Annotated in this window: 16 protein-coding genes; 6 read left to right on the forward strand and 10 right to left on the reverse strand. The window is 39.7% G+C overall.

Going from position 1 to position 24,783, the window contains the following annotated elements; translation table 11 throughout:
- Positions 1–1,245 (reverse strand): PQQ-dependent sugar dehydrogenase, encoded by a 1,245-nt coding sequence (locus tag M2273_RS22610; protein ID WP_429400049.1) that lies wholly within the window; start codon positions 1,243–1,245, stop codon positions 1–3.
- A gap of 587 nt (positions 1,246–1,832) precedes the next feature.
- Here M2273_RS22610 and M2273_RS22615 point away from each other — a divergent pair.
- The 5 genes from M2273_RS22615 to M2273_RS22635 all read left to right on the forward strand — a co-directional run bounded on the left by M2273_RS22615 (position 1,833) and on the right by M2273_RS22635 (position 15,248).
- Positions 1,833–3,443 carry a DUF6377 domain-containing protein gene (locus M2273_RS22615; protein ID WP_429400050.1) on the forward strand — a complete coding sequence of 537 codons (1,611 nt, stop codon included), beginning with the start codon at positions 1,833–1,835 and terminating at the stop codon, positions 3,441–3,443.
- A gap of 492 nt (positions 3,444–3,935) precedes the next feature.
- Positions 3,936–6,968, forward strand: coding sequence for a SusC/RagA family TonB-linked outer membrane protein (locus M2273_RS22620; protein WP_429400051.1), 3,033 nt, complete (start codon positions 3,936–3,938; stop codon positions 6,966–6,968).
- 12 nt (positions 6,969–6,980) lie between these two features.
- Positions 6,981–8,516 (forward strand): RagB/SusD family nutrient uptake outer membrane protein, encoded by a 1,536-nt coding sequence (locus tag M2273_RS22625; RefSeq protein ID WP_429400052.1) that lies wholly within the window; start codon positions 6,981–6,983, stop codon positions 8,514–8,516.
- Positions 8,517–8,584: 68 nt separating this feature from the next.
- Entirely contained in the window at positions 8,585–11,893 is a 3,309-nt protein-coding gene (locus tag M2273_RS22630) for a VCBS repeat-containing protein (RefSeq protein ID WP_429400053.1), read from the forward strand.
- 40 nt (positions 11,894–11,933) lie between these two features.
- Positions 11,934–15,248, forward strand: a complete 3,315-nt coding sequence (locus tag M2273_RS22635) for an FG-GAP repeat domain-containing protein (RefSeq protein WP_429400054.1) — start codon at positions 11,934–11,936, stop codon at positions 15,246–15,248.
- Between the two features lie 10 nt (positions 15,249–15,258).
- On the opposite strand, the gene M2273_RS22640 is transcribed toward M2273_RS22635, so the two are convergent.
- On the reverse strand, positions 15,259–16,191 hold the full coding sequence (locus tag M2273_RS22640; protein WP_429400055.1) for a hypothetical protein: 933 nt from the start codon (positions 16,189–16,191) through the stop codon (positions 15,259–15,261).
- Positions 16,192–16,475: 284 nt separating this feature from the next.
- On the opposite strand from M2273_RS22640, the gene M2273_RS22645 reads away from it, so the two are divergent.
- Positions 16,476–17,762: a vanadium-dependent haloperoxidase gene (locus tag M2273_RS22645; RefSeq protein ID WP_429400056.1), complete on the forward strand. Its 1,287-nt coding sequence runs from the start codon at positions 16,476–16,478 to the stop codon at positions 17,760–17,762.
- 148 nt (positions 17,763–17,910) lie between these two features.
- Here the strand turns inward: M2273_RS22645 and M2273_RS22650 are convergent, their stop codons facing one another.
- The 8 genes from M2273_RS22650 to M2273_RS22685 all read right to left on the reverse strand — a co-directional run bounded on the left by M2273_RS22650 (position 17,911) and on the right by M2273_RS22685 (position 24,693).
- A complete protein-coding gene (locus tag M2273_RS22650; protein WP_429400057.1) occupies positions 17,911–18,966 on the reverse strand; it encodes an alpha/beta fold hydrolase in 1,056 nt (351 codons plus the stop codon).
- 92 nt (positions 18,967–19,058) lie between these two features.
- Positions 19,059–19,517: an organic hydroperoxide resistance protein gene (locus M2273_RS22655; RefSeq protein ID WP_429400058.1), complete on the reverse strand. Its 459-nt coding sequence runs from the start codon at positions 19,515–19,517 to the stop codon at positions 19,059–19,061.
- 191 nt (positions 19,518–19,708) lie between these two features.
- A complete protein-coding gene (locus M2273_RS22660; RefSeq protein WP_429400059.1) occupies positions 19,709–20,998 on the reverse strand; it encodes an epoxide hydrolase family protein in 1,290 nt (429 codons plus the stop codon).
- A gap of 158 nt (positions 20,999–21,156) precedes the next feature.
- Positions 21,157–21,612, reverse strand: coding sequence for a hypothetical protein (locus M2273_RS22665; protein WP_429400060.1), 456 nt, complete (start codon positions 21,610–21,612; stop codon positions 21,157–21,159).
- A gap of 43 nt (positions 21,613–21,655) precedes the next feature.
- Positions 21,656–21,844 (reverse strand): hypothetical protein, encoded by a 189-nt coding sequence (locus M2273_RS22670; RefSeq protein WP_429400061.1) that lies wholly within the window; start codon positions 21,842–21,844, stop codon positions 21,656–21,658.
- Positions 21,845–21,854: 10 nt separating this feature from the next.
- A complete protein-coding gene (locus M2273_RS22675; RefSeq protein ID WP_429400062.1) occupies positions 21,855–22,652 on the reverse strand; it encodes a DUF1223 domain-containing protein in 798 nt (265 codons plus the stop codon).
- Positions 22,653–22,988: 336 nt separating this feature from the next.
- The gene (locus tag M2273_RS22680; protein ID WP_429400063.1) at positions 22,989–23,750 is read right to left on the reverse strand and encodes a LytR/AlgR family response regulator transcription factor; all 762 of its coding nucleotides are present in this window, start codon (positions 23,748–23,750) and stop codon (positions 22,989–22,991) included.
- Positions 23,731–24,693 (reverse strand): sensor histidine kinase, encoded by a 963-nt coding sequence (locus M2273_RS22685; protein ID WP_429400064.1) that lies wholly within the window; start codon positions 24,691–24,693, stop codon positions 23,731–23,733. Before M2273_RS22685 ends, M2273_RS22680 begins: the two co-directional genes overlap by 20 nt.
- Between the last annotated feature and the right edge of the window lie 90 nt (positions 24,694–24,783).

Consider the following 24,783-nt stretch of genomic DNA (forward strand, 5'->3'; position numbering starts at 1 on the left):
TTATTTTTTATAGCTTATTTTATAAATAGTTCCTTTGTTGTCGTCACTTACATAAAGTGATCCATCTTGTGCCTGAGCAAGACCGCACGGGCGGTGTTCTGCACGACCTGAAGCCTCCTGCTCTGGTGTGCCTGCAAAACCATCGGCAAATATTTCCCATTTACCATCGGGCTTGCCATTTTTAAAAGGTTGAAAAACCACAAAATATCCTGCCTGAGGTTCGGGTGCCCTGTTCCATGATCCATGGAATGCTATAAAGGCCCCGTTTTTATATTTTTCAGGGAACTGGTTACCGGTGTAAAACAGCAAGCCATCAGGTGCCAAATGGCCAGGATAAGCAGCTACAGGATCAGCATACTTAGCATCAGCTTCTTTTACGCCATCGCCACCATATTCTGGGCCTTGCATCTTTTTTTGCTTTACGTCGTCATAATACATATATGGCCATCCGGCGTTATCACCTTCCTTAAGAGCGTACATACATTCGGCCGGTAAAATAGCAGATTGATGAACGGTATAAAGTTTTGGGAAAAGATCATGTAATGCATCGCGGCCATGCTGCATTACAAAAAGCTGGTTGTTCTGCTGGTTCCAATCAAGCCCTACAACGTTGCGTAAGCCGGTTGCATAACGTATACCATTGCCCTGGGTTTGATTTAGCTTATCGGCTTTAAACCTCCAGATACCTCCTGCCGAATCCAAAATCGGGCATCCCTTTTTTTGTGGATCTAACTCGCTGCAAATATTTGAATATGCGCCTATGTTCACATACAGATTTCCATCATTATCCAATGCTATGGCTTTGGGTCTGTGGGCTCTTTTAGTAACCAAATTACTAACTACTGTTTCAGGATGTTCAGGATCAGCAACTTCGTTATTGTTATTTAATTTATAACGATAAACAGCCTGGTCTGACGATGCATACAGGTATCCGTTTTTAATGCTGATCCCCGTACCGCTAAAGGTACCAAAAGTGGTTTTTACATCGGCTTTATCTCCATTGTCATGTAAAACAACAATGCCTTTCCCATTTTTGAGTCCTCCAAGGTGTACAAAAATATCACCCTGTGGTGTAGCAACAAGGTGCCTTGCACTACCTAAATTATCAGCAATTATACTTGCTTTAAAGTTCCCGGGTAATTTTAAGCCGGCATTTTCTACTTCATTCTTTATTAATTTGAATGATAGTAGTCCCCCCACCGCAATAACGGACAGGCAACATGCAAGAATTGTCTTTTTGTTCATAATACGCTCAATTGATTAGGCTAAATTAACTATAAGCTGCTTCAGTAAAAAGCATGCATTAGCTAATAAATAAGTTAGTTTCCTGTTTTTTAGCTAAGCTGCTATCAGGAACTGTCCTCTTGTAACGAAGTTCTTACAGAAATTCAGGGGTGATTTCTATAACTAATATAACGTAATTTTTAAAGCAGGGTATTATAAAGCTTAAGAAATGCAAAATGAAGTATAAGAGAAGTAGTAAAGCCGAATTAGGTTACTTTTTTGCTGAGCAGGATAAATGTCCTCTAAAAAGGCGCTATGAACCCCAATTATTAAAATAAGTTTAGCAATAATGATTAAATTTATAATTACTTATTTAATATTTTTTAATAAGCGTTGATGGTGGATATTTCGCGAGTAGGTTATCCAAACACCGGATAGGGATTTGGGAAAAGTAGAATTTAAAAGTTAATTCCTTATTACAACGATTGTTTGATTTTTATGAGTTAAATTAGTAATGACTTAATTATGAATTTAAGAGAGCATGTAACCTGCCTGGGTAATTGCTTTTGTTAATGTAAATATTTACTAACCAGAATTAACCATAAAATATGAAACATTTTTTACTCATTATTTTTATTTCGTTGATAAGCGTTACAGCATATTCAAATGCAACCAGCGATTTGTTAGATAAATTAAAAAGTGAGATAAACAAAAAAAGCGAATATGATAAGAATAAAGAATTACGCATAAAAAGCTTAAAAGCCCAGCAAACGAAATTATCAAAAACAGACTATGATGGTCAGTTTGATGTTTTGAACAATTTATATAATGAATATAAATCATATCATTCTGATTCGGCTTATGTTTATGCACATAAAATGATTGCTGTTAGCCTAATAACAGGTAATAAAACACAACAGCATTATGGGTATGTTAAACTGGCCTATATCCTGCTATCATCCGGAATGTTTATGGAAACGTTAGACCTCCTGCATAACGTTGATTTGAATGCGCTGAGTAACCAAAACAAAGTTGACTACTATTTATCTTTAAGCAGGTGCAATTATGAACTTGCTAATTACAGCGATGATAATCACTTTAGCCCTGTTTATGTACAGGCAGCTAATAAATATATGGATTCGGCCATATTGTTTTGTGGTAAGGAAGAAATAAACCGCGCCTATTTGCTTGGATTGCAAAAAATGCAGCATAACAACTTTAATGAGAGCCGGTTCCAGTTTGAAAACCTATTAAATCATGATAAACCCATCTCCATGCACATAAGCTCCATGGCATCCAGTTCTATAGCTGCCGTATGTTTAGCTAACGCGGAGAGAAAAGAAGGGCTTGACCTGATGATACATGCAGTTATTTCAGATATTAAATCGTCGACCAAAGAAACTGTGTCACTTTATACTCTTGCACAGTTATTATACCAGGAAGGAAACATTGATGATGCTTATAATTTAATTAAGCTGGCTAAAGCCGATGCTGATTTTTACGGGGCACGCCAACGAAAACTTCAAATAGGCAAAATTTTGCCTTTAATTAGTGAAGCCAAGCTTGGTCATTTAGAGCATCAAAAAAATAAATTCTGGGTTTACCTGCTTGTGTTAGCAGCATTAGTATTATTGGGGTTATTTGTTTTCTTAATACTTGTTAAACGACTTAGAAAAATAAAGGACAGGCAACATAAGATCAGTGCAGATAACCTGCAGCTTAGCCAAATTAACGGACAACTTATAAAGGATGCTAAGATTAATGTTGAATATTTAGGGCAGTTCTTTAAAATAATATCTGATTATATATCAAAACTTGAAAACTTAAAGTTTTCTTTAAAAATAAAGCCCGCTGCTAATAGAAATGAGATTATTTACGATTTAATAAATAACCTAAACATCAAAAAAGAAAGAGAAAAAATGTACTTTAATTTTGATCATATTTTTACACAGCTATTTCCCAATTTTATCACGGTCTTTAACAGTATGTTCGATGAGAAGGACCAGATATGGCCCGTAAAGGATCAAACCTTAAATACCGACCTTCGCATATTTGCCTTAATAAGAATGGGTATTACGGATAACGAGACCATTGCTAAAATCTTAGAGTATTCTGATAGTACTATATACGTTTATAAAATGAAGATAAAAGCCAAATCCCATTGCCCCGATCAGTTTGAGCAACGGATAATGAATATTAAGGTTACAGATTTTAACTAAGGTTTTTCCCTAAAATCATACCCCTTTTTAATATTAAAAAATAATGTTTTAGTATTCAAAAGGTATTAAAAGTATTAAAAAATGGTAAAAATCGATTATATTTTTTATAGATCATTTTAACTTAAGTATTTGATTATCAAATATTTTAATTTAAAAATCAAATAAAAAAGTTATATAATTATTAAAATAACTTCAAACTGGCTTCTCAAGGGCGTAATCAGTGGCTTTCTGGCTTGATAATAGTTAAATTGCATTAGATTTTAACACACAGTATTATAAACCAAATACAACCTGCGATCTCTCGATAATTACTTCGTTTTTTTAAGTTCTGAAGCTAAAAAGGCTTAGTGCTATTTCTGGTAGTGCACTGCTATTTAGCCGATTTAATAATCGAAAATTTACCAACAGCCCCGTAGGAAAGTTCAGGTTAATATGATTGTTGTTTAAAATTTAACCAAGTATAAATCTCAATATCAACTAAATCTCAACATTATGCAATTTAAACACTTACTCAACGTATGTTTCTTTGCTGTTATGCTCTTTTTTTCGATGCCCTCTATAGCTCAAAATAAAGTAATAACAGGAAAGGTAACTGACAAAAAAGATGGGTCTCCTTTAATAGGGGTTTCAGTGGTTACAGCCGTAGGAGCTTCCGGAGGCGCAATAACCAACACGGATGGCGCTTACCGCATATCGGTTCCGGCAAGCGTAACAAGCCTTACCTTTACTTATGTAGGGTATAACAACGTAACTGTTCCCATCGGCGGCCAATCAACCGTAAACGCAAGTTTAGAATCAATCAGCAAAGCGTTAAACGAAGTAGTTGTAATCGGTTACGGTTCGCAGCGGGTAAAAGATGCTACCGGCTCGGTGGCTTCGCTAAGCACTAAAGATTTCAACAAGGGCGTTATAGCAACTCCTGAGCAATTACTGCAAGGCCGTATCGCGGGTGTGCAGGTAACCCCTGCAAGCGGTGAACCCGGTGCCGGTGCTACTATTAATATTCGTGGAGCCAGCTCTATCCGCGCAGGTACTGCTCCTCTTTATGTAGTAGATGGTGTGCCTTTGGATAACGGTGGTACAGCAGGTGGTTTTGACAGCGGCGCCGGTATGTCAGCTGCCCGTAACCCTTTAGCATTTATTAATCCTGCTGATATAGAAAATATCAGTATCCTGAAAGATGCATCAGCATCTGCCATTTACGGTTCACGTGGTGCTAATGGTGTTATATTGATCACTACCCGTAAAGGGCGTAAAGGCCAGGGAATTCAATTTAGTGCCAATACCAGCGTTTCAAGTGCAGCTAAACGGTATGATCTGCTTGGCCGCGAACAGTTTTTAGCTGCTGTGACCAGCGTAGGCGCTGACGCTGCCGCGGTTGATTTTAAAGGTAATACAGACTGGCAAAAGGAAATTTTGAGAACTGCTGTTTCTCAAAATTACACGCTTGGTTTTGGCGGTGCATCTAACACTGGTGGTACCTATCGTGCTTCCTTTGGTTATGACAATCAAAACGGTATTGTTAAAAATACAAGCCTAAAGCGTATTTCCGCACGTATCAACGCATCACAATCCTTATTCGGCGACAGGTTAAAATTTGATCTTCAATCATCATATTCAAATGTTAAGGATCAGTTTGCGCCTATAACTAATAATGCTGGTTTTAATGGTAGTTTAATTGGATCTGCAATACAGCTAAATCCTACCGCGCCTGTTTATGATGATCAGGGAAGATTATTTAATTTGAACGGTTATGAGGATAATGGTATTCCAAAGGGTAACAGCTTCAGGAACCCGGTTTCTTTATTAACTCAATTAGATGATAGAGATAACATCAACCGTTATCTGAACAATTTAACCGCTACGGTTAGGTTATTTCAAGGCTTGACCTATAAAGGGAATTTTGGTGCCGATATATCAAGAGGTTTGAGAAAAACATTTTATGACCCCAAGATCATTGGTTTTACCGATGCTACCAATATAAGGGAGTTTAATATTCCTTCGGCTACAGGCAATGGTCGTGCTATTTTGGTTCATACCGAATTAACCAATTTTACAACTGAGCATACTTTAAATTACGAAAAAAAATGGAATAATAACAGTTCCATTACCGCTTTATTAGGTTATTCATATCAAACCTTTAAACATTTTGACCGTGCTGATATTGCCTGGGGTACTTCAACCTTCGGCGTGCTAAAAAAGGACTATAATGATTTTAAAAATCATTTAGCTTATCCTGTTGGTAACATTAATGGCCTTGATAGTAGCCGTTATCAATTGCAATCATATTTTGCCCGTGTTCAATATTCTTATAAAGATCGTTACATTTTAACAGGTACAATAAGAAGAGACGGTTCATCACGTTTTGGTAAAAACAATCAATATGCCAATTTCCCTGCTTTGGCCGCCAAATGGCGTATCAGTGGTGAAGATTTTGCACCCAAAGGTATATTTGATGATTTGAGTTTAAGATTAAACTACGGTCAAACAGGTAACCAGGATTATCCATCTTATGCTTCTATAGCGCTTAGGCAGCTAAACTACTTAGGTACTTCAAATCCCCCTCAAAATGCTGATAACCCAGATTTGAAATGGGAAACGCAAACGGCGTATGGTGCAGGTATTGATTTCACCATATTAAATGGGCGCTTAACCGGTACAATTGATTACTTTAATAAATCTCAAAAAGACATTTTATTCTTCCAGGATATAGCTGCACCTGCCGCTACTGCAAGATTTTGGACCAACCTGCCGGGTAATGTAAGAAACAAAGGCGTTGAAGTAGGTTTGAATTTTCAAGCCATACAAGGCAGCGTATTTTCCTGGGATATTTCCTATAACATGACCTTTATTAAGAATAGGATAGAGAACTTTGGTAACCGCAACGTAATTACCGGTAATATTGATGGCCAGGGCTTATCTGGTGCTTATGCGCAGTTTTTTGGTAATAATTACCCGCTTTATAGTTTCAACGTACCAAATTATTCTGGTTTAGATGCTAACGGTTTTGGTATCTATCCACAAGGTATTGACGTTTCAACTCCGCAAGGTAGTCCTCTCCCTAAATTTACTGCAGGGTTAACCAATAGCTTTACTTACAAAAACTTTAGCTTAAGCTTCTTTTTAACCGGAGCTACTGGTTTCTATCTATATAACAACACTGCCAACGCATTTTTTTACAAAGGCAACCTTGTTAGCGGTCGTAACGTAACTAAAGAAGTAGCTGCAACCAATGAAAATCCACTTAACTCCGCAGAGGTATCAACACGGTTCTTAGAGAAAGGCGATTTCCTTAGATTAAGCAATGCTACTGTTGGTTATACTTTCCCGGTAAAAGGCAAAACAATTAAATCACTCAGGGTATCATTAACCGGACAGAATATATTTTTGATCACAAGCTACAGCGGTTTAGATCCTGAAGTTAATACTGATAAACAAAGAGACAATGTACCTTCAAGAGGTATAGACTATACCCCTTATCCAAAGGCACGCACATTTACATTAGGATTAAATGCAGGTTTTTAAAAAAATATGATCATGAAAAAAATAACTTCAAGAGCAGTAATATGCGGCTTAATTTTTTTAATAGCTGCAGGCTGCAAAAAATTAACTGAGACTCCATACGGCTCAAAAACAATTGACGCCGGAGGTGCATCTTCATCGGCCGATCTTAACGGTGTTTACTCACAACTTTACGGACAGGCCGATCAGGCAAACACATACGCTTTACAGGAGCATCCAACGGATGAAATGATGGGGCCGACCCGTGGTACTGACTGGGGCGATTTTGGTACCTGGCGTAAACTACATACCCATACCTGGACACCTACACATAACCAGGTTAATGATACCTGGGATCAGTTAAATATTGGTGTATACCGGGCAACACAAGTTATAGTAAGGGCTACTGATGCTAAGATCAAAGCAGAAGCCAGCTTTTTGCGCGCCTGGTATATGTTTCAGGTAATTGATTTGTATGGCCAGGCGCCGTATCGTGACCCTAATTCACCAAATACCTCAATACCAATTGTTTACAACCGTAGTGATGCAACCGATTTTATTATTAAGGATCTGGAATTTGCCGAGGCAAATTTAACCACATCTGCTAACATTGGTATTGCAAGCAAAGCGGCTGCACAAGCATTACTGGCTAAAATTTATTTAAACAAAGCGGTATACAAATCAGCAGTAGTGGGCGGCCCGTTCACCTTTGTTAAAGCAGATATGGATAAGGTAATTGAATATGCCAATAAAGTAACGGCAGCTGGTTATTCTTTAGAACCCGCAGGTAAATATTTTCAGGATTTTGCGTGGGATAACAGTGAACAATCACATGCAAACATCTTTGGTATTTACAATACAACAACCAATGCGCCGGGATCAGCTAAAAACCGTTGGAGAATGGGCTTACATTATAACCAAACTCCTGATGGCTGGAATGGATTTACAACTTTAGCTGATTTTTATAAATCTTTTGAAGCTACAGACGAGCGCAGAGGTGTTGCTTATCCTGGTTTAACAGATAAGATTGGTTTAAGAGCTGGTTTTGCTGTAGGTCAGCAATTCGGCCCTGGTGGCGTGGCTTTAAAACAAAGAGGTGGTAAACCACTTATCTTTACCGAAGATGTTAACCTGAATTACTCTACCGAGGCCCAGGGTATAAGGGTGTTTAAATACTTCCCGCAGCCAACCGGCAATACCGTTAATGATGATAACTCATCTAATGATTATGTATTTTTGCGTTATGCCGATGTATTGCTTGAAAAAGCAGAAGCTATTATGCGTGGCGGTAGTGATCCAAACGGGCAAACAGCTTTGGCAATTGTAAATGCAGTACGTGTGCCACGCGGTGCAACTCCATTAGCAAGTGTTGACGCTACTGCTATGCTTGCCGAAAGAGGGCGTGAACTTTATTACGAAGGCTGGAGAAGAAATGACCTGATCAGGTTTGAGAAATTTAATGATCCTGTTGATCAGCGACCAGCAAAAACCGACAAGTCAAAAACAATATATCCTATACCACAACGTGCTGTGGATACAAATCCTAACCTTAAACAAAACGCAGGTTATTAATATTGAGATTATTTGATTAAGAAAGAACGTAGCGGAAATTTTCCGCTACGTTTGTTTTTTCTAAGTATATGATGCTATTTAAAAAAACTAAGTTTTTTGTTTTTGCGGTAGGGATAATGTTAGGTGCCTGTAATGGAGGGGACAATAAGTCGGCTTTATTTACATTACAGTCAAATACAGATATAGGTATAAATTTTATTAACCAGCTAAATGAGCAGGACCGTACCAATGTATTTACCTTTCGCAACTATTATAACGGTGGAGGGGTAGCCATTGGCGATGTTAATAATGATGGGCTTAATGATGTTTATCTTACTTCAAACATGGGTGGTAACCAGCTTTATATTAATAAAGGTGGCTGGAAATTTGAAAATATTACTGATAAAGCAGGCGTAAAGGGTACAAAGTATTGGAGCACAGGTGTTACCATGGTTGATATTAACGGAGATGGCTGGCTTGATATTTATGTTTGCCACAGCGGTAACGCGCGCGGTAATGAAAAAGGAAATGAATTGTTTATTAACCAGCATGATGGCACATTTAAAGAAGAAGCCGAAAAATATGGACTGGTTGATAACGGGTTATCAACCCAGTCCATATTTTTTGATTATGATAACGATGGGGACCTGGATTGTTTCATACTAAACAACTCCTTTAGGCCCATTGGGTCATTTGACTTTAATCAGAACCTGAGGGCTGTAGTTGATGAATTGGGTGGCGCACGCCTATATCGTAATGATAATGGCCATTTTACCAATGTAACCAGGCAGGCAGGTATATTCTCCAGTGATATTGGCTTTGGTTTAGGTGTTTCAGTTGTTGATATTAACCAGGATGGTTACCCTGATATTTATGTGTCCAATGATTTTTTTGAACGCGATTACCTGTACATAAACCAAAAGAACGGAACGTTTAAAGAAGATATTCAGCGTGAAACCGGTCATTTGAGCCTGGCTTCAATGGGGTCAGACATCGCGGATATTAACAACGATGGGCAATATGATATTTTTACTACCGAAATGCTGCCCGAAGGTGATAAGCGTCTGAAAAAAATGACCTCTTTTGAATCGTTTGATGTAATTAAAGCCAAACAACGCGATGGTTACTATAACCAGTTTATGCAAAACTGCCTGCAGATAAACAATGGCGACGGTACATTTTCTGAAACTGCATTTTACTCGGGCGTGGCTGCTACTGATTGGAGCTGGGGTGCGCTAATGTTTGATATGGACAATGACGGTTGGAAGGATATTTTTGTGTCAAATGGTATATACAAGGATTTAACCGACCAGGATTATATAGAATTTTTAGGGAACCGGGACAATATGGCAAAAATTGCCGAGGGACGAAAGAAGTTTGATTATAAGGATTTTACGGATAAAATGATCTCAACACCCTTGTCAAACTATGCTTATTTAAATAATCGTAATCTTACCTTTTCTAATAAATCTGTCGACTTTGGTTTGGATAAGCCATCGTTCAGCAATGGGTCAATTTATGCCGATCTGGACAATGATGGTGATAATGACCTCATAGTTAATAACGTGAACTCACCGGTTTACGTTTATAAAAGCAATGCCGAAAAGAATGGCAACCATCATATACAGATAAAATTAAGGGGGGCAGGTTTAAATACCTTTGGTATTGGCGCTACCGTAAAAGCATTTATGAAAGGCAGTTCGCTTATTTATTACAATCAACCAACCCGTGGTTTTCAAAGCTGTACTTCGCCCAACCAGCTTCTTATTGGTTTAGGTAAGCATAAAAAAATTGATTCCTTGCAGGTTATTTGGCCCGGAGGTAATTATCAGCTCATAAAAAATGTAAATGGCGATAGTACATACACCTATAAACAGGCTGATGCAAACCTTAAATATAGTTGGGCTAAACCTGTAATAAAACCATTGTTTGCCGATGTAACAAAATCAGTTTTTGATAGTATACCTAAACATAAAGAGGACGATTTTATTGATTTTGATAATGAGCGCCTGATGTTGCAAATGTTGTCGACCGAAAATCCTTACATGGCACCGGGTGATGTGAATAATGATGGATTAACTGATTTTTATTTTGGAAGCTCAAAAAATAGTTTTGCAGCTATATATATTCAACAAAAGGATGGTAAGTTTAAGCAAACTATTCCCGAAGATTTGAAAAAGCAGGAATATCTTGAAAATGCCGGTGCCGCATTTGCCGATTTTGATGGCGACGGCGATCAGGATCTTATAATTGGGGTAGGAGGCAATGCCGATGAGGCTGAAACACTTGTTTACAATCCGCGATTTTATGAAAACGATGGTAAGGGGCATTTTCACCGCGATCCTGACAGAACTTTACATGCCGCGGTTAACGCATCGGTAGTCATATCCTGCGATTATGATGGCGACGGTCACCCTGATTTGTTTATTGGTGGCAGGAGCGTACCGGGGCTTTATGGATGTTCGCCCCAGTCATATGTGTTGCATAATGACGGAACCGGTCATTTTACGGATGTATCAACAGCCGTATTGGGTGGCAATGCAAAATTGGGAATGGTTACAACAGCTAAATGGGCCGATATTGATAAAAATGGTTATCCCGACCTGATTGTAGCCGGCAACTGGATGGGCATAAGGATATTTAAAAACAACAAGGGTAAATTTACTGAAGACAAACAGCTGGCCAATTACAAAGGTTGGTGGAACAGCCTTGAAGTTGCTGATGTTGACGGCGACGGCAATCCGGATATTATAGGTGGTAACCTGGGCCTAAATTCCAAGTTCCGTGCATCATTTACCCAGCCTATGAAAGTTTATGTTAAGGATTTTGATAATAACGGTACAAAAGAATGTGTAACATCAATGTATAAAAGTGATGGAGTAGATTATGTTTTTCACATGAAACCCGACCTGGTTGGGCAGCTGCCTATATTGAAGAAACGCTTTTTACGATATATTGATTATGCCGGCAAATCGTTTAAAGAGGTGTTTACAGATGAAATGCTTGGAGGTGCCGAAACACATGAAATGAATTTTTTAGCCTCGGCTGTGTTTTTAAATAATGGCAAAAAGTTTAGCTGTAAGCCGCTCCCGGCAGATGCGCAATTATCAGCAATAAACACCATTTTATGTGATGATATAGATAATACGGGTGCCGAAAAGATAATATTAGCGGGTAATTTTTATGGTTTTAAACCAGAAGTTGGCCGGCTTGATGCCAGTCGCGGGCAGGTTTATCAATACCATAAAAATGGGTTTAACTACCTGCCGGCCTCAAAAACCGGATTTGATTTATACGGACAAGTACGGTCATCATTAGTGATCAAAAATGCCAGCGGCGGTAAATATTACCTGTTTGGCATTAATGACGAACCGCTTAAAGCGTATAAATTACGTTAACCCTTAACCTTAATTAATGCCGTTGCTTACCCAATATATTATGAGATCCTTTAGGGCCTTTTGCTGTCTGTTTTTTATCGGTATTGTTTGTTTAAGTGCTTGTAAACCCAAAAAAGCAGGTGAGGGTGTTTTTAAATTACTGCCCGCAAATGAAACTGGTGTATGCTTTGTAAACAGGAATATAGTATCTGATTCGGTTAATATTCTTGATTACCTGTATTTCTACAACGGTGCTGGTGTGGCATCTGCCGATTTTAATAACGATGGATTGCAGGATCTGTACTTTGTTTCAAACCAGGGGGCAAATAAGCTTTACCTTAATAAAGGCGGTTTAAAGTTTGATGATATAACCGCCAAAGCGGGTGTTGCTGGTACCGGCAACTGGAAAACCGGCGTTACCATTGTTGATATTAATGGTGATGGCTTAAAAGATATTTATGTAAACGTAGTATCGGGTTATAAACATTTCAAAGGCAAAAATCAGCTGTATATTAATAATGGCGACCCTACGTTTACAGAAAGTGCCGCTAAATATGGGCTTGACTTTGCAGGGCTTTCAACCCAGGCCTCATTTTTTGATTATGACAAGGATGGCGACCTGGATATGTTCCTGCTCACGTCATCTGTACACAGCAATGATACTTATGGCGATTCGACCTTAAGGTTTAAATATAGCCATGATGCCGGCGATCATCTTTTCCGTAATGACGATGGTCATTTTACCGATGTTACAACCAGTGCCGGTATTTACAGCGCGCCCATTGGCTATGGGTTGGGCTTAAGTGTTGGCGACCTGAATAACGACGGCTGGGACGATATTTATGTAAGTAACGATTTTTTTGAACAGGATTATTACTATATCAACCAGCACAACGGCACCTTTAAGGAGCAGCTGAAAAGCGCCTTTGGGCATACCAGCCTGTTCTCGATGGGGAATACGATCAGCGATATCAATAAGGACGGCCATCTTGATTTGCTTACTACTGATATGTTACCCGAAGACATAAAGGCGCTGCGATCAACCATTAACGATGAGCCTTTGGACATTTACAATCAGGAGGTAAATGCCGGGTATTACTACCAGTATTCAAAAAACTGCCTGCTACTGAATGTTGGCAACGGTAATAAATTTGTTGATATGAGTTTGTACAGTGGTGTGTCAGCTACCGATTGGACATGGTCGCCCCTGGTGCAGGATTTTGATATGGATGGCCTCAAGGATATGTTTTTTTCCAACGGGATAAAAAAACGTCTTAATGATATGGATTATCTCAAATACCTGGGCGATCCGGGTGTTATGCAGGAATATAAAACCAGTCGGGTTTTTGATAAGGATAAGATCAACATGATGCCTGATGGCGCTGTGCACAACTTTTTTTATCATGGTGGCGATCAGCTAAAATTTACTGACCAGTCTTTAAGCAATGATATGCAGCAGCCATCTATTTCTGCCGGTTCGGTAGCGGTTGATCTGGATAACGACGGCGACCTTGATATTGTGACCAATAATATGGATGAATCGGCTTACATCTATAAAAATACCACCATGGAAACCCGCAAGGCTGATAAGCCGGGTTATTTAAAATACGCTGTAAAATATACAAAAGGCAACCCTGATGGTATTGGAACAAAGTTTTTCCTTAAATCAGGCAAGCAGCTTGATCATCAGGAAATACAAACCAGTACTGCTTATGAAAGCAGCCAAAGCACCGACCTCACTTTTACCTTTTTACCCGGTGATGCGCCTGCAGAACTATTAATAGTATGGCCGGATAATACCTGGCAAACCATAAAGGATTTTAAAGCCGGGCAAAAAGTTACAGTAACTTATAATGTCAAAAATGTTCAGCAGGCAGGTGATATATCATCAATAATAAATGCATTTATCAGCAGTAAAAAACAGTTTGATTATAAGCCGGTACAGGCGAGGCTTTTGGCCGCGGTAAAAACTTTTGATACGCCTGATTTTAACTATTATTCCCTGCTTCCGCATACCTATTTGCCACATACACCTGCCATTGCGGTTGCCGATGTTAATGGTGATAATATTGATGATATTTATGTAGGCGGCTTTGCAGCAGAAGAAAAGTATTTGCTTGCGGGTAATAAAACAGGTGGCTTTACAAAGGTTAGTGTTCCACAATTTGAACAGTTTCGTGAATATGGCGATGAGCAAGCTGTTTGGACTGATGTAAACAACGATGGCAGGCCCGATTTGATAGTAATAAGCAGCAATCACCCGTTTATTGAGGCTAATAAAAAATTGCCACCCCGCTTATATATCAACAAAGGGAATTTTAAATTTGAATATAAGGAATTGCCAAAATTGAATAGCCTGATATCAAAAATAGCTATGTTTGATTTTAATGGCGACGGGTTAAATGATATTTTATTTATCAGCAGTATATCCTACAAAAATTATACGGACAAAATCCCTTCGAGCATATTAATAAATAAAGGGGATGGCAATTTTGTTATCAGTAATGATAAAATGTATAATGATATTACAGGTATCTCATACATTACAAGTATAACCACTACCGATATTGACCGCAATGGTAAACCTGATCTGCTGATTACTGCCGAGTGGCAGCCTGTTTACATTTTCTTAAATGATGGCAAAAAACTAAACAGGCTTTCGTCATCTGTTCTGGATAATGAAAAAGGCTGGTGGCAATCGGCTATTATAACCGATATGGATGGTGATGGCAAGGCCGATCTTATAGCCGGTAACTGGGGCACAAACAATAAATATAATGTAACAGCCGATCAACCGCTATATGCCTACAATGATGATCTGGATAAGGATGGAAAAAATGACCTGATACTTTCTTATTGTTATAAGGGTCTGTATTATCCGTTCAGGCCAAAAAATGATCTTGAACAAGAACTGCCTTACCTGAAAAAAGAATGGCTGAGCTATCAAAAAATGGCCGATAAAACAACTGCTGAGATATTTAAGGATAAACTTGATGATAATGCACGCTTAAGTGCCAACCAATTTAGTAGTATTTTTGTAAGTGATGTGCTGCATGCTACCTCTTTTAAGGATCTGCCTTACTTATACCAGCAGGCCCCTATACGTTCCATAATACAAGATCATGAACAACCTGGTAATATATTATTGAATGGGAATTTTTGGGGTGTAGTACCATACGAGGGAAAATATGATGCATTGGGTTTAGTTGGTTTACGCTACAATAAACAGCAAAAGGAATTTGCAGCGCCATTATACTTTATAAGCCCGGCATTTAATTTTCAGGAGATACCCTATTTTTCGCCAATAAAACGGGCCGCATCAACAGATTACCTTATGGTTACTTACGATGGCAGGCTAATGCTGGTGTCAAAATAGTTTATAATAACTAAAATATAGGATAGTATATTTTAGTTATCCATTTTGCAGTATCTTTTTCAACATACCTATCGGTAATCAGGGATTCAAATGGCATGGCGGGCGAGATAAGCCTGTGATCCTTCATGAAAATTTTAACCTGTGCAAAAGCATTGCTGATGGTATTGGGTCCTCCTTTTACATCTGCTACCAACAAATTACCGCCTCGTACCATGTTATTAATGTATGATTTTCCAGTAGGGGTAATTGCTTTATCAATCGGAATGGCGAGAGTTATTTCATATTGTTTATCGTCGGTTTTATGAATATTGAGCATTGGGAAGTTTTTTTCTATAGCCCCCTGTACTTTTACCTGCTTCCTTAATTCTTTTATGGTTTCATAAATATGCTGCATATCAGGATAGTTTTTTGAGGCAATAGTTGTGGTAAGTAAAATAGGATATTCTATCTTGTTTATGTATATCTTATAGCCATATGCATTTTTTTCATCCTCTAAAAAAGTCTTTAGGTGATGTAAAATGATGGCTGTTTGATCTTTCAAATCGTCTATTTTTATGTAATTCGTTACCTTTTGTATGGGATTTAGGTTACTCTCTGTTGTGGCATACAGGGTTATCTTTACCATATAATCACTATTAGGTAAATAACTGATCTCGCCATTCAGCTTTAAATTATTTTTTTGAATTGACAGGTTTACACCGCTGTTAGTGGTTTTACTGATGTGATACTGTACCCCGTTATAGCTAAACTGATCATCAGCCATTTTGGTGCCGGGCCACCATTTATCCCATCCGTTTTTTTGGATCAGAAACCGGGATATAATTACATCAGATGTTTCAATGGTGACCTGATTTGTGACTTCTAATTTAGATGGAATTATAAAGTAAACGCCAACGGCAATAACTAAGGCAGAAGCTAAAATTATAAGGATGATCTTCTTCATTTGGGTTATAAATACAGAAATAACTGGAGGTTAAATCTAATAATATTGGCTCATTTGTTTAGCATATAGTAAGTAAAATAGTCAATAACATTTTCGCATTAAAAAAGGGAATTTTTATATAAAAACAAGTGATCATATGCTGCGGTGTTTCGTGAAAAAAGCTTATATTGGCTGTTGATCAATATAAAAACAAACGAATTTTGCCTTCATCACCGTTTGCTTTTTAACCTATATTTTAAGTTATGAGACCCTTTCTATTTTGTATTGCTGGATTATTGTTCTTAATGGCATCCTGCAAAGAAAAAGACTATCAAAAAGTTTTACATGATCCTGAGCTTTATCGTGTTACAGTAAAAAAACTAAATGATATTGTGTTGGAAAATAATTTTCCGCCGGTTACTGCATCACGTAATTATGCCTACGCTAACATTGCGGCTTATGAAGTTATTGCTGCCGGCGATCCTGAACACTTCAAATCATTATCGGGGCAAATAAAACATTTACCACCAGTACCCAGGGCCTCAAAAGATACAACTGTTGATTATCAGTTTGCCTCCCTGCTTGCCTTTTGCCATGTGGGGAATGCGGTAACTTTTCCGGAAGGCAGTATGGACCAGTATGTTGATGGCTTAAAGCAAAAGGCCAAAGATGCCGGGATGCCATCTGATGTGTTTGAAGGCTCGGTAAATTATGCTAATAAGGTGGCTAAATTTATCATGAAATGGAGCAAAGGCGATCATTATGCCCAAACCCGCTCTGCAAGTAAATACACAGTAAAACAGCAGGATGGTCGCTGGATACCAACACCACCCATGTATGCCCAGGCCCTGGAAGCGCATTGGGGCGAGATAAGGCCTATGGTACTTGATTCAACCGCGCAATTTATACCACCTGATCCGCCGGTGTTTAATATAAAAGATAAAAACAGCGCGTTTTATAAGCAGGCACTCGAAGTAAAGCTTATAGTTGATAGCCTTACCAAAGAACAAAAACATCAGGCCGATTTTTGGGATGATAACGCTTTTAAGTTAAACGTGGTTGGCCATGCATCATTTGCCACAAAGAAATTTTCGCCGGGCGGCCATTGGATGAATATTACCGCTATCGCCACAAAAAGCAAAAAAATGGATTTTAATACCACAGTTAGCGTATATACTGAAACCGCTATTGCTTTATTTGATGGCTTTATTAATTGCTGGTACCTGAAATACCGGTCAAACTATGTACGGCCCGAAACGGTGATCACTAAACATATAAATGCCGATTGGCGGCCATATATTCAAACACCGCCATTCCCCGAATACAGCAGCGGGCACGCGGTGATCTCATCTGCAGCAGCCGAGGTACTTACCAGCAAAATTGGTGACGATTTTGCCTATACAGATTCATCCGAAATGGAATTCGGAATTGAACCGCTATCTTTTAAATCCTTCAGGGAAGCCGCTAAATCAGCTGCTATGTCAAGAGTTTACGGAGGCATACATTTTAAAAATGCCTGTGTAGTTGGTAATGAACAAGGAATGAAAATAGGGCAGCTGGTAGTAGAAAAATTGAAACTTAAAACTAATTAATACACTTTATTACTATATATAACCAAGTGTTTTGGTAAACCGAGCTACTTAGTTGTAGCCTGTGCCAAAACACCTGGTTTGTTTACGGAAATTCTTCATCATTTCAGGCTCCATTATATCACCCGGATAGCCTGTAATGTTATCAATATCAGTAGCTATCTACCTCGATGACAGCTTCAGCAAAGGCCTTAGGGGCTTCCTGAGGCAGATTATGACCAATGCCACCATTAATGTTCCGGTGTATATATTTGCCCGAAAATTTATTGTGATAGGATGCGGGATCGGGGTGCGGGGCTCCATTAGCATCACCTTCAAGCGTGATTGTGGGCACAGTAATCGCCGGACTTGCTGCAAGCCGTTTTTCCAAATCATCATATTGAGGCTCACCTTCAGCAAGGCCCAGCCGCCAGCGGTAATTATGAATCACAATGCTCACGTGATCAGGGTTGTTTAAGGATGCAACACTACGATCAAGCGTAGCCGCATCAAAGTGCCACTTTGGCGAAGCAAGTTCCCAAATAAGCTTCGCAAAATCGCGACGGTATTTATCGTAACCCGCACGGCCGCGTTCTGTGGCAAAATAATATTGGTACCACCAATCATGCTCGGCGGTTGGAGGCAGCGGTTGCTTGCCGGCTTCAAGATTGGTCATCAGATAACCACTCACAGAAACTAGGGCCTTGCAGCGTTCTGGCCATAAAGCCGCGATAACGCAGGCTGTCCGTGCTCCCCAGTCAAAACCGGCGAGAATTGCCTTCTGGATCTTGAGTGCATCCATCAAAGCGATAATGTCAAGAGCTACGACAGATTGCTGGCCGTTGCGGATAGTTGCACTTGAAAGAAAACGTGTAGTACCGTGGCCGCGCAAATGCGGAATGATAACCCTGTAACCCTTTGCCGCTAATAAAGGAGCTACATCAACAAAACTGTGAATATCATAGGGCCAGCCATGCAGAAGAATTACCGGAGTACCGTTGGCTGGGCCAACTTCAGCATAGCCAACATTCAGTGCACCGGCATCAATTTGTTTCAGCGTGCCGAATGAGGTATTTGTTCCCGGTTTAATCCTGGCTGCAGTATCGGCTGGATTTATCTTGCTGGTTTGTGCATTTGCTGAACCGATCATAACGAGTGGCCCGGCGGCAATAGTGATGGCTGCTGTACTCAAAAAGCGGCGGCGATCATATTTAAGTTCTTCTGACATATGCTATCTATTCAATTTTTCATTAATTTTTTAACACTCTCCCTGATTATAAAATAGCCTGCCCGGGTTTTCCCGGGCAGGCTATTTTGGGCTTAGATCAGGTTAATTTCAACGTTGATGTTACCGCGTGTAGATTTAGAATATGGACAGGTTTGGTGGGCAGCATCTGTTAAGGCCCTTGCTACTTCAGGTTCCAAACCTGGCAGGCTAACGTTTAGGCGAGCCTGGAGGAAGTAACCTTCACCTATTTGGCCCAGGTCCACTTCGGCGTCAACTGCACCATCAGCAGGGAACCTTACTTTCATTTTACCGGCTGCTATCTTCATTGCACCGATAAAACAGGCTGACCAGCCAGCGGCAAACAGTTGTTCTGGATTGGTGCCGGTTCCAGAGGTGCCTGGAGTTGAAAGTTTAATGTCCAGATGGTTATCAGAGCTGCGTGATGAGCCGCCGTCACGGCCACCTGTGGTATGAGTTTTACCTGTGTATAATACTTTTTCAATTTGTGGTATGGTGATTTCTATTGAATCTCCGATTTTGTTATTTTCCATTATTTTAATTTTTAATTGTTTTAATTGTTAGTCAAATGTACCCTCACATTGGGCTTTGTCCAATCACTAAATATGTCAAGTGGACGATGTTGATCCTGAGTTAGACATTTTTTAACCTGACTAATACGCCGGTTAAATCATGTTTTACACTTTCTTTTAAACCCAGGATACGGTTTAAAGCCCTGCTCTGGTTAGCGTAGTGTTTTGAATGCTGCGCGAAGCTCTTCGGCAAAAATTTGTGGTTGTTCCCATTGGGCGAAGTGACCACCATTGTTTGCCTCGTGGAAATAAATAAGCTTGCGATAGGCACGTTCGGTCCAGCTTTTAGGCGCCTGATAGATCTCACCCGGAAACACGGTTACAGCAACAGGGATCGAGATCTCAGCTGTTCTTTGCTCCACAACGTTAAAGTTGTTGTTGTTATTTTCCCAGTAAAGCTGTGCTGAAGAAGCTCCGGTATTGGTTAACCAGTAAAGCGTGATATCATCCAGTATCTCATCTTTTGTAAGTACTTTCTCGGCGTTCCCTCCGCTATAGGTCCAGTCGTTGAATTTGTCTAAGAAAAATGAAGCAAGGCCAACAGGTGAGTCTGCCAAACTGTAACCCAGTGTTTGCGGGCGGGTCACCATTATGCCAGCATAACCAGCGCCTCGGGTGTATAAATAATTAAGCGACTTATAGGCAGCTTTTTCCTTATCAGATAGTCCTGCCGGTGCAGGGGCACCGCTATTAAGCGCCTTCGCTATTTCTGCCGGTACTGTTGCCGGCATATTAACGTGGATACCTAACAAACCTGCAGGTTTCTGGCGTGCCATGGCATCTGCTACTACCGAACCCCAGTCGCCACCCTGTGATACATAATGTGTATATCCAAGGCGTTTCATCAGCACATCCCAGGCGCGGCCAATGCGGTCAGGACCCCAGCCGGTAGCCTTTGGCTTTTCTGAAAAACCATAACCTGGCATCGAAGGTATCACCACATCAAAGGCATCTTCCGCGCGGCCACCATAAGCTTCAGGATCGGTAAGCGGGCCAACGATTTTCAGAAGCTCAAATACAGAGCCTGGCCAGCCGTGGGTGATGATGATTGGCAAGGCTTTTGGATTTTTGGAGCGGATGTGCAGGAAATGAATGTCGAGCCCATCTATATTAGTTACAAACTGCGGTAAAGCATTTAACCTGGCCTCCGCTTTACGCCAGTCATAGTCAGTGCCCCAATATTTTACAAGGTTTTGAATCTGATCCAGCTTTACACCCTGTGAGCGGTCGGTAACAGTTTCTTTGTCGGGCCACCTTGTTGCCAGCACACGCTGGCGAAGATCAGTCAGGGCCGCTTCGGGAATGTTGACGTGGAAGGGACGGATGGCATCAGATGCCTGGCTGCCGGCAGCAGGAGTGGTTTGGGCAAAACTGGAACCGGTTAGCAGGATAAGTGCTCCAGTAATAAATTTACTGACAAGCATGTGTTTGTTCTTTTTCATTGTTTTTTAAGTTGATTCGTTTAAGTGCGTGTGATGGTTATTTATATGAATTATTAAAACTATACCTATTGCCATGTTGACCACTGAATTTCATTTTTAGCTGAAATGGAATTCATTTATGGGGATAGAGATAATTCCTTCTTGTTTTTTAAAGGAAGTTATTTGTCTGCAGGAATTATGAAACCGATAGTTGGTGGTAGTGGGTGTTTTTTATTGTTCCAGGGTATGGAATTAAGCTTATCTGACACATTGATCGCTTTTGGCGATTTCCATGTTATCCCAGGTTTTAAGACTGCTTGTCCTTCAAAATAAGTAACGGTGGAGTTGAACGCGTTTTCGAATTTAGAAAACAGAGCCGGCGCCATAACAGTGCCCTTTGTTCTGTATTGGTTTGGTGGTGAAAGCTCAAATGAGGTTTTATAAGGCGCAGTATTACCAACGTGAAGTGAATTGATGTGCCAGCCAGATCGTATAGATACTTTTAAAGATACAGCTTCTTCTGTACAATTTAGTGTTCTGGTGTTATTAGAATACCATTTCACTGGTGTTTCGGTCTGAGCATACGCTCCAGCTCCTAAAAATGACGCTATTACAATTAAAAACAGCTTTTTCATGATGGTAATTAGAAATGGTTATTGTTTAATTAATGCCTTGTTATTAATTCTGCAGAAACTTTTCATCATCATCTGCCGGGTATGCATTCTTTTTCTTTTTTCCTGCAGTGCTTATCATCCCGCAAGCTTGTGGATTGCTTTCAAAAGGCGCACTGGTAAGAAATGACATGGACATTAAGGATATTAATCCGATAATTAACCTGTTCTGCCCGTACTTGCTAAGTTTGTTCATGATGCTAATTTTATTTTAGAGCATTGGTGTTCAGATCGGCTTTGGCAACCGCTAAAATTTCGCCCCTGGTCTGATCCTGTACCATACACAATACTTCCCAGTTTTGAGCATTGAAACCCTTTGGTAATGCGATTGTACTGCTACCATTTCCTGTAGCATTTAACGCATCACTTTGTAGTTTGCGAACGATCTGTACATGTGATAGTGTGCGTCCGGCGTTTTCGCCGCGCTCTACTTTGCTTTGAGCTGTTTTTTGTACTATGGCAATTAGGAAACTACTACCCTTGAGCGCCCCGGCAGACTGGTATTGTACCACGAGCTTTTCTCCGTCCTGGTGAGCCTGAAGTGCAAGGGTTGCATTTGGTTTAGTTGTCAGCTCGCCCGAGATGGCATTACGAAGTGCAGACTCATCCGATCCTACAAATTCGGCCTTTCCGTTTACAATAACCTGCGGTGTATAAATCTGTGATCCGCCAAACCAGCGTCCGTACTGAATTTGCCTGTTTGAAAAATCGACGCTGCTAAAAACATCTTTCCAGCCCTGGCGGTTCCAGTAATCAACATGGTAGGCCAGTAAATAAATGTCTTTGCCTTGTGACTCTTGCTGTATTTTTGCCAGCAGTTCGTCGGCAGGCGGACAGCTTGAACAACCTTCAGATGTAAATAACTCTAATACTGCGAAACCTTTTCCATCTACTTTAGTAGTAGCTTTTTTAGCTGGTGTTTTATCAATACCTATAAAGGCTGCAAGGGATAACGCGCTGATAATAAAGCTTGTGGTTAGTCCCCAGATTTTAATATTTTTCATAATTTTTTCTTGTTTGTTACTCAAAACTATCTTAAAAGCGCGCGGCCCGTTAGTTAAAACTGGTCCAGTTAGGCATAATTTAGGGTGAGTTAGACCTTTTTAATCCCGAAGACGTATTGATGAAGAAGTTTAAAATACGCTTTGTAAGTGCTGTCAATAAACAGGCGCAATCAATAGGCAGCAAGCTTGTTTGCTGCTCGTGTAATGGCGCAACACATCGGCATACAAAAAGAGATTTGAGAAAGACATTTGGCGCGGATTACGCGGCCCATGGAGTAAGCGGAGAACAGATTTTATGAACGCTTCGCAAAATCTGTTCCCGCGCTATGTGCAAGATTAACGGTTTTCAAGCCAGCTTAAAAAGCTGTTTATTTTTTCCTTATTAACCAATAATTTATCGGGTGTGGGGATAACCAGCCTTACGAACAGTTTGCGGGCAAAATACCGTTCTATTTCCTTTACAGCCGCAAAATTGATAAGGTATTGCCTGTTTAACCTGTAAAACTGGTTTGGTGAAAGAAGGCTGTGTACATGATCCATAGATTGAGCGACAGCATATTCCTGCTGATCAAAACTCATGATCGTAGTTGTTTCGTTCCTGATATAAAAAAAAGCAATATTATCAGTTGGTACCGTTATATATTTATTGAGCTTAGAAACCAAAAAGCTTTTTTTTCCCTCCGGGTTGCCTAATTTTGCCAGCAGGTCGCTGATATTTGGGGTGAGGCTTTGCTGAAAAAAGTTTTTAAGCTCGTCAACCTTTTTAAAAGCAGTTACAATATTTTCTTTTGAAATGGGCTTAACCACGTAATCAATCCCATTTGATTTGAAGGCCTCCAATGAATATTCATCAAAAGCGGTACAAAAAATAACCGGGCAGGTAATTTTAACCGCCTTGAAAATTTCAAAACATATCCCATCGGCTAATTGAACATCCATGAAAATCAGGTCGGGCTGTTCGTTTTCAGAAAAATAACTTACCGCACGTTCAATACTTTGAATTTGTGCTAAGATTTTAGCGGCCGGCTTAATTTCTGTTATCATGGCAGCCAGTGATTTAGCGGCCTTGATCTCGTCTTCAATGATTATAATATTCATAGATTACAGGAAGTTTTACTTTAAATATCTTTTCGTTAGCCTCAATATCAATTTTCTGATTTAACAGGTGAATATAGCGCTGATTGATGTTTTCAAGACCTACTTTGGTCGAAAACTCCTGGCTTTTTTTAAGCTGTATCGGGTTTTCGACAATTATTTTTTCGTTCTCGGTATAAAGTCTAATTTCAAGCGGATGATCAAGGGATACAATATTATGTTTGATACAATTTTCAATCAGTAGCTGTATCGTAAATGGGGGTATAAGTGACGAATTATACTGGGGTTCGACAGTATTTACAAGATTTATCCCATCCTCAAACCGCGCTTTCAATAAAAACATGTAAGCGTTTAATATTTCAATCTCTTCTGAAATATGAATCAGATCGTGCTTTCGGCTTTCTAATGTAAATCTATAAAAATCAGATAATTTAAGAATAAAATCAACGGTATGCTCATCATTGGTTTCAACCATTGCTTTCAGGGTATTCATATTATTGAACAAAAAGTGAGGGTTTACCTGTTGTTTAAGCATTTCGTATTGCGCGCCAAGATTGTCTGCCTTTGTTCGTTCCAACTCAATACCAACCTGTTGGTTTTGGTGACTTTGGTACAGCAAATGAAGAAACATATAGAATGTGAGGTTTATGAGTATACCACGTACTTCTATCATTAGCATATTTGGTCCGAAATCTAAATGGGAGAGCAGTAATTGCTGCACATAAGCCAGCAGGAACATAACCGCCAGTCCAAGTAACAAACTGCGCATGAGCCGGAACAGGGAAAGCCCCTTGTTTTTATCATGTGCAATGTAAGCGGGAAGGGTATAGATATTATAATACCATGCAAATAATGCAAATAAAAATGTGACGCCCGAGTTAACCAATGCCTCCGAAGCACTAAAGTGCCGCTCGGCAATTTTAGGTACAGAAGCTAATACGCCCATGAAAAACGAGCTTAGCCAAATGAGCCAGGGAGATACCCGATATGTAATTTTAGTTGTTGAACTATACATCATGTTTATGAAAATACTGAT

Source organism: Mucilaginibacter lappiensis, from assembly GCF_050433765.1.
Taxonomy (GTDB): domain Bacteria; phylum Bacteroidota; class Bacteroidia; order Sphingobacteriales; family Sphingobacteriaceae; genus Mucilaginibacter; species Mucilaginibacter lappiensis_A.